The organism is Oscillibacter valericigenes (assembly GCF_021531435.1).
Taxonomy (GTDB): Bacteria; Bacillota; Clostridia; order Oscillospirales; family Oscillospiraceae; genus Oscillibacter; species Oscillibacter valericigenes_B.
In genome coordinates this window covers 73,474-86,965 of the sequence record NZ_JAFBIS010000007.1, presented here as the reverse complement: position 1 = coordinate 86,965, position 13,492 = coordinate 73,474, and the positions used below count along the sequence as shown (strand labels likewise).

Annotated in this window: 9 protein-coding genes; 4 read left to right on the top strand and 5 right to left on the bottom strand. The window is 60.3% G+C overall.

The genetic code is table 11. The annotated features are described in order from the left end of the window. Positions 1 to 102: 102 nt before the first annotated feature. Positions 103 to 726, top strand: a complete 624-nt coding sequence (locus JQM68_RS05650; RefSeq protein WP_235222020.1) for a hypothetical protein — start codon at positions 103 to 105, stop codon at positions 724 to 726. Beyond that, positions 683 to 1,696, top strand: a complete 1,014-nt coding sequence (locus JQM68_RS05645) for a GGDEF domain-containing protein (RefSeq protein WP_235222019.1) — start codon at positions 683 to 685, stop codon at positions 1,694 to 1,696. The genes JQM68_RS05650 and JQM68_RS05645 overlap by 44 nt, the downstream gene beginning before the upstream one ends. A 42-nt stretch (positions 1,697 to 1,738) precedes the next feature. Here JQM68_RS05645 and JQM68_RS05640 read toward each other — a convergent pair whose 3' ends face one another. Further along, positions 1,739 to 3,133, bottom strand: a complete 1,395-nt coding sequence (locus JQM68_RS05640; RefSeq protein ID WP_235222018.1) for an MATE family efflux transporter — start codon at positions 3,131 to 3,133, stop codon at positions 1,739 to 1,741. A gap of 127 nt (positions 3,134 to 3,260) precedes the next feature. Further along, the gene (gene prfB / locus JQM68_RS05635; protein ID WP_235222017.1) at positions 3,261 to 4,385 is read right to left on the bottom strand and encodes a peptide chain release factor 2; all 1,125 of its coding nucleotides are present in this window, start codon (positions 4,383 to 4,385) and stop codon (positions 3,261 to 3,263) included. 244 nt (positions 4,386 to 4,629) lie between these two features. On the opposite strand from prfB, the gene JQM68_RS05630 reads away from it, so the two are divergent. Continuing rightward, the gene (locus JQM68_RS05630; protein WP_235222016.1) at positions 4,630 to 7,524 is read left to right on the top strand and encodes an S-layer homology domain-containing protein; all 2,895 of its coding nucleotides are present in this window, start codon (positions 4,630 to 4,632) and stop codon (positions 7,522 to 7,524) included. 62 nt (positions 7,525 to 7,586) lie between these two features. Here the strand turns inward: JQM68_RS05630 and JQM68_RS05625 are convergent, their stop codons facing one another. The 3 genes from JQM68_RS05625 to pta all read right to left on the bottom strand — a co-directional run bounded on the left by JQM68_RS05625 (position 7,587) and on the right by pta (position 11,466). Then, positions 7,587 to 8,477 carry a YitT family protein gene (locus tag JQM68_RS05625; protein WP_235222015.1) on the bottom strand — a complete coding sequence of 297 codons (891 nt, stop codon included), beginning with the start codon at positions 8,475 to 8,477 and terminating at the stop codon, positions 7,587 to 7,589. Between the two features lie 87 nt (positions 8,478 to 8,564). Next, positions 8,565 to 10,139: an N-acyl-D-amino-acid deacylase family protein gene (locus JQM68_RS05620; RefSeq protein ID WP_235222014.1), complete on the bottom strand. Its 1,575-nt coding sequence runs from the start codon at positions 10,137 to 10,139 to the stop codon at positions 8,565 to 8,567. A gap of 346 nt (positions 10,140 to 10,485) precedes the next feature. After that, the gene (gene pta, locus JQM68_RS05615) at positions 10,486 to 11,466 is read right to left on the bottom strand and encodes a phosphate acetyltransferase (RefSeq protein WP_235222013.1); all 981 of its coding nucleotides are present in this window, start codon (positions 11,464 to 11,466) and stop codon (positions 10,486 to 10,488) included. Positions 11,467 to 11,830: 364 nt separating this feature from the next. Here pta and JQM68_RS05610 point away from each other — a divergent pair, with 364 nt between their 5' ends. Continuing rightward, positions 11,831 to 13,489, top strand: coding sequence for a peptidoglycan DD-metalloendopeptidase family protein (locus JQM68_RS05610; RefSeq protein WP_235222012.1), 1,659 nt, complete (start codon positions 11,831 to 11,833; stop codon positions 13,487 to 13,489). Positions 13,490 to 13,492: the final 3 nt, after the last annotated feature.

Here is a 13,492-nt window from a genome sequence, read left to right as displayed (position 1 = left end):
GCCCGCCGCTCTTGATTGTTGCGCTTTTTTGTATAAAATAGAACAAATTGCGAGTCAACCGTGATCTTTACGGAAATGATGACAGGAGAGGGGACGGCGGATATGAAAAACCGGGCGCGCAATACCGCTGTCCTCCTGTGCGTGCTGCTTGTGATCGTTCTGACGGCGGCCGGAAGCAGACTGGAGACTTCCCGCATCCCCGCGCTGGACGAGGGCGAGCTGATCTCTCTGCGGGATCAATGGACGCCGGCGGCATCTCCGGAAAACGGCTTCCGGGACTATACATACGTCATCCCGGAGCTGGGAGGAAGCGCCCACACGGTCAGCCTGGAGGTGTTCTGGTGCAATGCCGTACTGCTGCTGGACGGCGAGGAGCTGCTCAGCTATGAGGAGCCCCCCAGAATGGCCGGCACCGTCCGCCTGTGGGCCGACCTGCCGGAGGACTGCGGCGGAGCCGTGCTGACGCTCCGACTGGAGGAGGGCAGCCGCAGCGGACAGCGGGTGCTGTCCGGGAACAGCTATCTGGGCAGCTCCAACGCGGTGTTCGCCCGGTTTGTGTATGACAACCTGTACGCCCTGATCTTCGGCTGCTTTACTACCCTGCTGGGCTGCATCGTGCTTGCCGGCGGCTATGTCCTGGGCTACCGCCGGGAGCCGAAGCGGGTATACGGCAGTGTGTTTTTTGGCCCTGTTTTTGTTCCTGTCCGGCATGTGGGTGGTCTGTGATTCCCAGTTTCCCATGCTGTTTTCGGGCAACACGGTGCGCGTTGTGTTCCTCTCCTTTGTGACGTTCATGGCGATGCCGGTCAGCCTGCTTCTATATGTCCGGCAGGTGCTGCGTCGTCAGCGCCGGATCCTGGACGCCCTGTGCCTGGCGCAGGTGCTGAACCTGCTGGTGATGCTGGTGTGCTATCTTCTGCGCCGGAAAGAGCCGTACAGCACGCTGATCGTCTGCCATGCGTTGCTGGTGTGCTCCATGGGGGCGGTGCTCTGCCTCTGCGTGCGGGAGAGGCAGCGCGGCAATCTGGAGACCCGGGGGATCATCAGCGGCTTTGTGCTGTTCGGTATCTGCGGCATCGCGGCAATGGCCCTGTTTTACCTGATGCCGGGTAGAAATTACGCATATCTGTACAGTATCGGGCTGATGCTGTTTGCCCTGTGCCTCGCCTGTGCAAACATGAAAAGGCTCTATGTCCAGATGGAGAAGAGCGTCCATGCGGAGACATATCAAAAGATGGCTTATTCAGACGCTTTGACGGGGCTTGAAAACCGGATGGCGCTGGAGAAGCGGCAGACGCAGATGCCGGACCGGGTCACCTACGTGCTGTTTGACTTGAATGACCTGAAGGGCATCAATGACCACTACGGCCATTCCGCGGGAGACACGGCCATCATCGCCGCGGCGGAGAGCATCCGGGAGGCGTTCCAAGGCCTGGGGAGATGCTACCGGATCGGCGGCGACGAGTTCCTGGCGGTTTTGGAGGACGCCTCCGACCAGGAGCTTCTGGACGCTGAGCAGACCATGTATCAGTATCTGGAGCAAAAGAGCCGGAGACTGCCCTATGAGGTGACGGTGGCCATGGGCACCGCCCGGAGCACCGGGCCGGAGGAGACGGAGGATTCCCTGTTTTCCCGGGCGGACGAGCGGATGTATCAGAGAAAAGAACAGATGAAAAAGGAACGTTCCAAGCGATAAAAACAAGGTCCTGCTCCCACGGGAGCAGGACCTTGTTTTTAGTTACGCTTTGCGGCTGGCCAGCTTCGCCCCGGCGGAGCGCATGGTGCGCCGCAGGAAGATGGCGCTGAGGGTGACGGAGGCGATCTCCGCGATGGGGAAGGACCACCACACCAGCTCCAGGCGGCCCGTCTGGGCCAGGAGCCACGCCGCCGGCAGCAGGACCACCAGCTGGCGGCAGATGGAGACCACCATGCTGTACAGCGGGTTGCCGATGGCCTGGCAGACGGAGCCGGAGATGATGCAGAAGCCCGCCAGCAGGAAGGAGATGCTGATGATGCGCAGGGCGGGCACGCCGATGGCGGTCATTTCCGCCGACGCGTCAAACAGGGCCAGCAGGGTCGCCGGGGCCAGCTGGAAGACGGCAAAGCCCGCAGTCATAATGCATACGGCGGTGCAGATCGTCAGCTTCACGGTCCGCTTTACCCGGTCCATCCGGGCGGCGCCGTAGTTGTAGGAGATGATGGGGAGCATGCCGTTGTTCAGGCCGAATACCGGCATGAAGATGAAGCTCTGAATTTTGAAATACGCGCCGAACACGGCGGTGGCGGTGGGCGTGAACACGAACAGGATCTTGTTCATGCCGAAGGTCATCACGGAACCGATGGACTGCATGACGATAGAGGGGACGCCCACCCGGTAGATCTCCTTTGCCACGCGGCGGTCCGGGCGGATGAGCCGGAGGCGGATATGAATATCGGGGTTGCGCTTCAAATTCAGAAGGATGGCCAGCAGAGCGCCCACAAACTGGCCCAGCACGGTCGCCACCGCCGCGCCGGTGACCCCCAGCCGGGGCATGCCGCACAGACCGAAGATAAAGACGGGGTCCAGCACGATGTTGATGACGGCGCCGATCATCTGGGTGGCCATGGCTAGGACGGTCCGGCCGGTGGACTGGAGCAGGCGCTCAAAGCAGAACTGGCAGAAAAGACCCACCGAGAGCCCCAGGCAGATGCGGGTGTAGGCGGTGCCCATCTCCACGATCTCCGGCACGCTCTTAGCCTGGGACATGAAAAACGCCCGGGAGAGGAAAATGCCGATCAGGGCGAACACCACGGCGTTGCACAGGGAGAGGAAAATGCCCGTGCCCGCCGCCCGGTCGGCCATCTCCTGCTTCTTTTCCCCCAGGGAGCGGGACAGCAGGGCGTTGATGCCCACGGCGGTGCCCGCGCCCACGGCGATCATCAGGTTCTGGAGGGGGAACGCCAGACTCACGGCGTTCAGGGCGTTTTCGCTGATGCGGGAGACGAATACGCTGTCCACCACGTTGTACAGGGCCTGCACCAGCATGGAGAGCATCATGGGGATCGCCATGCTGGCCAGCAGGCGGCCGATGGGCTGAACGCCCATTTTGTTTTCCTGGGGAGCCGCACCAGCGGCGGGGGTCTTATCGTTCATTTCTGATGTTCCTTTCTCTTTGGAAATCGGCAGAAAAAGGACGCGGCTCTCGCAGCCGCGCCTTTTTTCGCAGGGGCGCCGCCCCTGCACCCCGCCGGCTTTTTTAAAAAAGCCGGGGCAAAAACTTTTACTTTTTCAGCTCGCCGGTGGCCAGCTGGGTCAGGTAGGCGTTGAGGAAGCCGTCGAGGTCGCCGTCCATGACGCCGTCGATGTTGCTGGTCTCGAAGCCGGTGCGGGTGTCCTTCACCATCTGGTAGGGCATGAACACGTAGGAGCGGATCTGGCTGCCCCACTCGATCTTCATCTGGACGCCCTTGATGTCGGAGATCTTCTCCGCGTGCTGCTGCGCCTTCAATTCCAGCAGCTTTGCCCGCAGCATCTTCATGCAGTTGTCCTTGTTCTGGAACTGGCTGCGCTCCTGCTGGGAGGCCACCACGATGCCCGTGGGCTTGTGGATGAGGCGGACGGCGGAGGAGGTCTTGTTGACGTGCTGGCCGCCGGCGCCGGAGGCGCGGTAGACCTGCATTTCAATATCTTCTTCCCGGATCTCCACAGAGTTGTCGTCCTCCAGCTCCGGCATGACCTCAATGGCGGCGAAGGAGGTCTGGCGGCGGGCGTTGGCGTCAAAGGGGGAGACCCGCACCAGCCGGTGGACGCCGTTCTCGCTCTTCAAAAGGCCGTAGGCGTTCTCGCCCTCGATGGAGATGGCGGCGGATTTGATGCCCGCCTCGTCGCCTTCCTCGTAGTCCAGAATTTTGTAGACGAAGCCGTGGCGCTCGGCCCAGCGGGTGTACATGCGGTAGAGCATCTGGGCCCAGTCCTGGGCCTCGGTGCCGCCGGCGCCGGCGTGGAACTGCAGAATGGCGTTGGAGTTGTCGTACTCGCCGGAGAGCAGCGTGGTCATCCGGGTCTCCTCCACCCGCTCCTCCAGGTCGGCGAACTCACTTTTCAGCTCCTCCAGGATGTCGGCGTCGTCCTCCTCCTGGCCCATCTCGCACAGGGTGGTCAGGTCCTCCCATGAGGAGATCAGCTTTTCCTGGCGGGTGATCTTGTTCTGCAGCTGCTTGAGCCGCATCTGCACCTTCTGGGAGCGCTCCAGGTCGTTCCAGAAGCCGTCCTGGGCGGTCTCGTCCTCAAGACGCTGGGCCTCCTGCCGGGCGCTTTCAATGTCCAGCGCGGCGGACAGCTTGTCCAGCTCCGGGCCCAGCTCCCGCAATTTCTGCTTGTAAACGTCATATTCGATCAAAGCCATGGCGGTTCTCCATTTCTCCGAAATTCTTTAGCCATAGTATTATATAGGAAGTGTATTTATTTGTAAAGGGAAACGTGGAATATCTGAAAATATCTGAAAATATCTGAAAAATAGGGCGGCAATGCCGCTTGTTCATAGTTTGTTCATGATTGCCTTTGCGGTTTCGGCTATGTTATAGACAGGAATATTATGTAACCGCGGTTTCAAAAGGATTCAAAATTGATGATTGATGGAGGGTTGTTTGATGAAACGATTATGGAAAACAAAGCTGCCGGCCTTCCTGCTGGCCATGGCGATGGTCATTGGCATGATCCCCGCCGCGGCAGCGGCCAGCACCGTGATCAGCTGCGAAGTGGATGCGGACGACGAAGTCGAGCTCAGCCGCTCTGATTTCAGAGACCTGTACAATAACAATACCGGCAGCAGTAGCAGCAGTTTTTCCTACCTCGTCTTTACCGATTACGATGACCTGGAGGATTACGGATATTTTACGGCTGTGAACAAGAGCGGCAGCACCGAGTCGCTGGATGAAGACAGCCTGGAAGATGTCTGGTTCTATTACAACAGCAGCGATATTTCCCACAACGGTGACTGCCGCCTGTCGGGGCTCACATTTGTAACGGACAGAAACGCTCCCAGCGGTACGATGTCCCTGAAATTCAGACTCCATGGAACCAGCAGCTCCGACTATGTGGACGGCACCCTGAAGATCACGGTGGACGGCGGAACGAGCAGTACTTCCAGCACGATTTCGTACGAAGTGAAGCCCGGCGGCACCGTGAGCTTCAGCCGCTCCGATTTCAACAAGCTGTTCCAGAAGAAGTATTCCGGCGATGTGTTCCGGGTGGTGTTTGACCGGCCTGATTCGGACTCCTTTGACGAAGGGACCCTCTCCTGCGGCTCCACGCAGTTCTCCTGCCGCACCCTGGAGGACGCCACCTTTTACTATGACAGCAGCTATGTCACCCGTTCCGATGAATACGCGCTGGATAAGCTGACGTTCAAAGCCGACAGTGACTTTGAGGACACGGTGGAACTGCCCTTTACCGCCTACGCCATCAGCAGCAGCCGCTACGTGAAGGGCGTTGTGAAGATCAGCTCCAGCGAAAAGAGCGGCGGCAAGTCCGGTGATATTGTTTGGGAAGTGGATCCGGATGACGACATTTCCTTCAGCAAGAGGGACTTCCGTGACCTCTTCGAGGAGGAGTACGATGACTTTGACCGCCTCGAGTTTACGGACTGCGAGGGCCTGGACGACTACGGCAAGCTGTATGCCTATGACTATTCCAAAAAGAGTGACGTCCGCATCCGCGAGAGCAATCTGGACGACTATTCCTTCTATTACAGCTCTTCCGATGACGATTACCTGATCAGCGACCTGATTTTCTATGCCGACGATGACGCCGACGGCGAGGTGGTGGAGCTGGACTTCACACTTTACGGAAAGACCCGGTCCCACACCGTCAAGGGGACCCTTACGATCGAGATCGGTGATGTGAAGAGCTCCTCTTCCAGCAAAACAGGCGACATCAACTATGTGGCCAAGCCGGAGGAAGAAGCGGTGTTCGATCCGGAGGATTTCAATGCGTTTTTCCAGAAATCCTATTCCGGGGACATTCTGTATGTCCGTTTCACAGACTCCGAGAATCTGAAAAACAGCAACGGCCGGCTCTATTACCGCTACGACAGCAAGAAGGAAGAGAGCTTCAGCGCCAGCGGCCTGGAGGACTATTATTTCTACTACGACGAGGACGACATCCCCGTGGACGATGAATACTGCTATCCTCTGGAGGACATGAGCTTCGTCGCCGGCAAAGATTTTGACGGCACCGTGACCTTGAAATTTGTGGCTTACAAATCCAGCAGCAAAAAGGTCACGGGCACGTTGGTGATCTCCTCCAAGAGCACGAGCACCAACGCCATTTCCGGCAGCAGCATCCGCTATTCCACCACCGGCAGCACTGCCGTGCAGATCAACGCCAATGACCTTGCCCGGGACTATGCCAAGAAGTATCCCGGCGGCACCCTGCAGTCCGTGCAGCTGCTGAGCGTGCCCACCTCCGGCAGCCTGTACTATGATTACTACGGCAGCGGCCGCGCCCAGCTCACAAGCCAGAACTGCGCGGGCCAGCTCTTCTACCGCAGCCCCAGCGGCAGCCAGTATGACCTGAACCGGCTGACCTATATCCCCTCCGGCACCAACTACTGCGGATACATTCTGTATACCGCCAAGGGCACCGGCGGTTCCACTTTGGGCACCATCCTCATCAGCGTGACCAAGTCCGCGGTGTCCGAGGTGTACGGCGTCACGCCGAAGAACACAACGGTCACCCTGCCCGCCGCCTCCATCTATAATGTGGTCTACACCGCCACCGGCACGGCCCTGGCCTCGATCCAGCTGCTGGAGCTGCCTGCCTCCACGGTCGGTACCGTCTCTCTCAGCGACGGCTACCTCAGCACGAAGGCGGACACCAGCACCAAATACACCTACGCCAGCGGCTCCAAGTCCATGAGCCAGCTGAAATTTGTGCCGGCGTCCGGCTACACCGGCTCTGTGGAGATCCCCTATCTGGCCTATGATAAGGACGGCACCGCCATCGCCTCCGGTATGTTCTCCCTGGGCGTGGTGAACAGCGTCAAGAAGTTCTCCGATGTGACGTCCTCCACCTGGTGCTATAAGTATGTGGCGGAGCTGTCCGACGCCAACGTGATCTCCGGCTACTCGGACGGCAGCTTTAAGCCAAACAACACCGTCACCTACGGCGCGGCGCTGAAGCTCATCATGCTGGCCGCCGGATATTCCGAGCAGCAGCCTACGGGCAGCAACATTTTCAGCGGGTATCTGGATAAGGCGCGGGCTGACGGTATCATTACCAGAAGCGACGTCAACCTGAGCAAGCCCATCACCCGCTTGCAGATGGCCCAGCTTGCCGCCGGTGCGCTGAAGCTGGACACCAGCAACCTCTCCAGCGTGCAGCCCTTTACCGACACCACGGACGCCAGCGTCCGGGCATTGAATGCCGCCGGTATCGTCGAGGGTTATTTCTCAGGCGGCACCAGCACCTTCAAGCCCGACAACACCCTGACCCGCGGTCAGGTGTCCGCTATCGTCTGGCGGATGCAGAATTACAGAAAGTAACGGCAAATGAAAACAGGCCCTCCGCGGTTCATTGATCCGCGGAGGGCCTGTTTTAGTAACGGTTATTTCTGAACGCTCCTGCCCAGTACGTCGGACACCTCGGAGATGGTGATGAAGGCGTTGGGGTCGATCTCTGTGACAAGGGCTTTCAGCTTGGCGATCTGAAAGCGGTTCACCACAAAATAAATGACGGTCTGGTCGGCGCCGGAGTAATATCCCTTGGCTTCGATCAGGGTGATGCCCCGGCCGAAGGCCTCCGATAAGGTGCTGCTGATCTCGCCTGCCTTCTCGGTGACGATCATGGCGGACTTGGCTTTGTCCAGGCCCTCCACAATAAAGTCCACCGCTTTGATGGCCACGCCGTAGGTGACGATGGAGTACAGGGGGAGGGTCCAGCTCTGGAAGATACAGCCGATGGCGATGTACAAAAGGACGTTGTAGACCATGACGAAGGACCCCACCGTCAGCCCCAGCCGCTTTGCGAAGATGACCGCCATGACCTCGATGCCGTCGATGGCGCCGCCGAGACGGATGGTCATGCCGCTGCCGATGCCGGAGATCAGGCCGCCGAACAGGGCGCACAGCAGCAGGTCCCGGCCCGCGAAGGGCGAGGCGGTGGAGACGTCCACCGGCAGAATGTTGGTGATGACATAGGACGCGGCGGAGTAGACGAACACCGCCCAGATAGAGTAGATGGTGAATACCACGCCCTGTTTTTTTAAACCAAACAGGAACAGCGGAACATTCAGCACCAGCAGAAAGAGGGACAGGGTATATGATTCCGGCGTGATCTGCCACAGCAGCATGGAGGTGCCGGAAATGCCGCTGTCGTACAGGTGGACAGGGGCCAGAAACATAGTGACGCCGACGGCGTTGATGACGCCCGCGGCGAATAAGAGAAGGAATGTCAGGGGCCGAAGCGAACGGAAAAGCGTTTTCAGGGTGTGTTTCATAGGCTGCCTCCTCAAAAAAGAGATAAAAGAATGCCTCCATGTTACCATGGAGGCAGGGTAAAAAACCGCTAATTTCCTGTTAAAAAATCAGAGGATGCGTCCGCTGAAGCGGTCAGTGAAGCGGCCCTCCGCGATGGCGGGCACGCCGTTTACAAACACATAGTCCATGCCCTGGGACAGCCGCTCCGGGTCCAGCCAGGTATCCGTCTCATGCACCCGCTCCAGGTCGAACAGGCACAGGTCCGCGTCGGCGCCCACCTCAATGCGGCCCTTTTTCGTGAGGCCGAAGCGGTCCGCAGGCTGGCGGGTCATCTTCCGCACGGCGTCCGGCAGGGTCAGGATCCCCCGCTTGCGGACATAGGTCTCCAGGATCCGGACAAAGGAGCCGTATACCCGGCGGTGGAGCAGGCCGCCGGGATAGGTGGCGTCGGAGATCACGCTGGAGAAGGGCACCCGAAGGATGTCGTCGATGTCCTCCTCATGGGCGATGGTGTCGATCATGGAGACGGCGCAGTGTTCCTCCGCCAGCAGGTCGAACAGGGCGTCATAGGGATCTTTGCCCTGGGCCTCTGCGATCTCCTGGATGGATTTCCCCTCCAGATGCCGGTTTTCCGGCTGGTGGAGGGAGGTGGGATAGATGTTTTCAAAGCCCATCAGCATAGAAATGTTCTCAAAATCCGACCCGGTCTCCATGCGGTCACGGATGCTTGCCCGCCGGGCGGGGTCCCGCAGGGCCTCCGTCAGGGCGTCCATACCGCCGGCCACGAACTCCGGCGGCAGAACGTGGATGAGCTGGGTGGAGCCCGCCGAATACGGGTACACGTCGCAGGCGATGTCCAGCCCCTCCTGACGGGCACGGGTCAGCATCTCCAGCATTTCCGGCACCAGGCGGCGCCAGTTTTTCTTCCCGATGGCCTTCAGGTGGCTGATTTCCACCGGAATGTTCAGTTCCCGGGCGACAGTCATCATCTCCCGCAGGGAGTCCACCACGCCGTCGCCCTCCTGCCGCATGTGGACGGTGACGGTGACGCCGGAGCCCCGCAGGGGCTCCAGGGCCCGGATAAGCCCGGCGGTGTCGTAGAAGCACTCCGGGGCGTAGCCCAGGCCCAGGGAGACGCCCACGGCGCCGTCGGCCAGGCTCCGCTCCAGCAGGGCGTGGAGACGGCGGTATTCCTCATCCGTCAGGGGAGCGTCCCGGAAGCCCGCCGCGCAGGCCCGGAGGGTGCCCATGCCCACCAGCATGCCGTTGTTCAGCCGCTGGGGTACCGTGGACGCCTGGGCCCGGTAGTCCGCCAGCGTGGGGAAGTCCCGGCCCTCCGGCAGGCTGCCCACAATGGGCACCAGATAGCGGAGCAGCTCGTCACGGTGAGGGCCGGCTGCCGGGGCCAGGGACAGACCGCAGTTTCCGTTCAGCACGGTGGTCAGGCCCTGGGCCAGCTCCGCCTTTCCGTAGTCCGGGGAAAACAGGGCACTGTCGCCGTGGCGGTGGATGTCGATGAAGCCCGGCGTCAGATACCGGCCCCCGGCGTCGATGGTGTGGACGGCGGAGGCACCGGACAGCGCCCCCACAGCGGCGATGCTGCCGCCGGAGACCGCCACGTCGCCGAAAAAGGCGTCGGCGCCGTCCAGGACGCGGGCGTTTTGGATCAGATAATCGTACAAAAGGGCCACCTCTTTTCTGTGCTATCAGTGTAGCATTGCGGCGGCTGATTTGCAAACCGAATTGCCGCAAAAAACGAGGACGCCCTTTCGGGCGTCCTCACAGCTATGTAGGAAAGGATCAGTCGTTGCACAGGCCGGCGGTGATGATGGCCATGGAATAGACCGCCCCACGCGGCAGGCCGCGCGGGGGCCCCTTGTTTTGATTCAAATGGGCCGAAGTGAATCCGGCCCATTTCAAGGTTTTGCCTGCGGCAAAACGCTTGTACGCCGCGGACGCGGCGAAGCCCAGGAGGTCTCGAAAAAGAGGACGCCCTCTCGGGCGTCCTCGCAGCTATGTAAGAAGGGATCAGTCGTTGCAAAGGCCGGCGGTGATGATGGCCATGGAGTAGACCTCCTGGGCGTTGCAGCCGCGGCTGAGGTCGTTGATGGGGGCGTTCAGGCCCTGCAGGATGGGGCCGTAGGCGTCGAAGCCGCCCATGCGCTGGCAGATCTTGTAGCCGATGTTGCCGGCGTTGATGTCGGGGAAGATGAAGGTGTTGGCGTGGCCGGCCACCTTGGAGTCGGGGCACTTGGTGCGGGCGACGGTGGGGGACACGGCGGCATCGAACTGCAGCTCGCCGTCGATAGCCAAGTCAGGCGCGGCGGCCTTGGCCTTGGCGCAGGCGTTGCGCATCTTGTCCACGTCCTCGCCCTTGCCGGAGCCCAGGGTGGAGTAGCTCAGGAAAGCGACCTTGGGGTCGATGCCGAAGACCTTGGCGGTAGCGGCGGTCTCGGTGGCGATCTCCACCAGCTCGTCCTCGGTGGGCTTGATGTTGATGGCGCAGTCGCCCATGGCCAGGACCTCGCGGTCGCCGGTGGCGGAATCACGGACCAGGATGAAGCAGGAGGACACGATCTTGCTGCCGGGCTTGGTCTTGATGATCTGCAGGGCGGGACGGACGGTGTCGGCGGTGGAGTAGGTGGCGCCGCCCAGCAGGGCGTCGGCATAGCCCATCTTCACCAGCATGGTGCCGAAGTAGTTGGCCTGCTTCAGAGCGGCACGGCACTGATCGGGGGTCATCTTGCCCTTGCGCAGCTCTACCATGGTGTCCACCATCTTGTTCATGTCCTCAAAGGTCTCGGGGTCAATGATGATGGCGCCGCGGATATTGAAGCCGATCTCCTCGGCGGCCTTCTGAATGGCCTCTTCGTTGCCCACCAGGACGGGGGTCAGGAAGGTACCGGACAGCAGGCGGGCGGAAGCCTCCAGAATGCGGGGATCGGTGCCCTCGGTGAACACGATCTTGCGGGGATGAGCTTTCAGCTTTTTGATCAGAAACTCAAACATCTTTATTTCCTCCATACAAATTTACGTTTTTATTACGCAATCATACTGAATTTATTATACACAACTGGGACAAAGGGTCAATTAAAAAAATAAAAATATCAGCACAAAAATTCATACTCTGTCCACCAAATCTTCCGTCAAATATGCAAGACTATCCGGGAATTTTCCGCGTACCGGGCAAATACCCCAAAAATTCCGGAAAGTGTCAACTTTTTGACAAGGGAAAAGGCTTGACGGCTCCCGGAAAAAGCGGTATGATAGGAAATAGTAACAAATTGTAACTTTTTGAAAGTGTCCATACAGGAGATCTATGAGTCAGAATTTGAAAAAGAGAAACCCGGTTTCCTTCAGGGGGAAACGGGAATTGAACGCGCCGCGGCGGGGCGCGGCCATTCCCGACTGGGAGGAGCCGGCTCCGGCGGAGCGGGAGGAGCGGTCGCTGAAGAGCACCCTGTCCATCCTGCGGGTCCGGACGCGGCGGAAGATCCGGCATATCCAGCGGCGGTGGTGGCACATCGTCCGGGAGGAGAAGAAGCACAACTTCCCGGAGTCGGAGCGGGCACCTATCCAGCTGGTCCTGTTCGCCTGGAATATGCTGCCCATGCTGGGCAGCCTCCTGCGGGAGAAGACCTGGGGCCGGCGGAAGCAGCGGCTCCACTCCATTGAGCGCCTGTGGGCCAAAATGGAGCGCCATAAGCTCCACCCGGCGGTGTTCCTGGGCGTGGCCTGCACCCTGGCGGTCATCATCGCGTTCTGCTCCGAATACACCATCGGCACCACCGTGCGCTACGACGGCGAGGTCATCGGCGCCGTGGAGTCCGAGTCCACGGCGGAGGCGGCCCGTTCCCGGCTGGAGACCATCACCACCCGTACGCTGGGAGAGACCTTTACCATCGACGACTCCCTGATCCAGTATTCCTCCGGCCTGCTGAAGCGGCAGGATGTGGTGGACGGGGAGACCTTTGAGGAGGACCTGTCCGAGGAGATCGGCCTGGTGACATCTGCCTACTGCCTGTATGTGGACGGCGAGCGCATCGGCGCCACGCCCTACGAGGGCGCTTTGGAAGAGCTGATGGAGCAGATGAAGGAGGCCGTCACCAACGAGGATACCATCTCCTGCGACTTCGCGGAGGACGTGGAGGTCAGGCAGGAATATGTCTCCACCGACGAGATCATGAACCTGGGCTACCTGGCGGAGATCCTGTACAGCACCAAGACCGCCGAGGTCACCTATGAGGTGAAAAAGGGCGACACCTGGTCTGAGATCGCCGAGGAACACGGCCTTACCACCCAGGAGCTGCTGGCCCTGAACCCCGGCTACAACATCAACAAGCTGCAGATCGGCGAAGTGCTGACCCTGTCCGCCTCCGTTCCCTACCTGACTATGACGGTGGTCCAGCGGGAGCGGTATGTGGAGGATGTCATGTACGACATCGAATATACGGACTCCGCCAACCTGTACAAGGGCGATTACAAAATCACCTCTCCCGGCCAGTACGGGGCCGCCGATGTGGTGGCCACCGTTACCTACGTCAACGGCGAGGAGACGGAGCGCACGGTGCTGTCCTCCGTGACGCTGCGCGAGCCCGTGACGGAGCAGCGGCTCCAGGGCACCAAGGCACGGCCTACCTGGCTGCCTACCGGCAGCTTCCGCTGGCCCGTGTCCGGCCGCGTCACCTCCTACTTCGGCGGACGGAAGTCCCCCGGCGGTATCGGCTCCACCAACCACAAGGGCATCGACATCGCGGCGCCCAGGGGCACGCCGGTCTACGCGGCGGACGGCGGCACCGTCACCTATGCCGGCTGGATGAGCGGCTACGGCTATCTGGTACGCATCAACCACGGCAACGGCTACGAGACCTATTACGGCCACAACAGCAGCCTGACGGTCTCCGTGGGACAGAAGGTCTACAAGGGCCAGCAGATCGCCCGGGTAGGCTCCACCGGCAACTCCACCGGCAACCACTGCCACTTTGAGATTCGTTACAACGGCGTGGCCAAGAACCCCCTGAATTACCTGTGATGA

Coding starts and splice junctions, on each gene's coding strand:
- JQM68_RS05640 (WP_235222018.1), bottom strand. CDS start 3,133: ATGAACGATAAGACCCCCGCCGCTGGTGCGGCTCCCCAGGAAAACAAA.
- pta (WP_235222013.1), bottom strand. CDS start 11,466: ATGTTTGAGTTTCTGATCAAAAAGCTGAAAGCTCATCCCCGCAAGATC.
- JQM68_RS05625 (WP_235222015.1), bottom strand. CDS start 8,477: ATGAAACACACCCTGAAAACGCTTTTCCGTTCGCTTCGGCCCCTGACA.
- prfB (WP_235222017.1), bottom strand. CDS start 4,385: ATGGCTTTGATCGAATATGACGTTTACAAGCAGAAATTGCGGGAGCTG.
- JQM68_RS05630 (WP_235222016.1), top strand. CDS start 4,630: ATGAAACGATTATGGAAAACAAAGCTGCCGGCCTTCCTGCTGGCCATG.
- JQM68_RS05650 (WP_235222020.1), top strand. CDS start 103: ATGAAAAACCGGGCGCGCAATACCGCTGTCCTCCTGTGCGTGCTGCTT.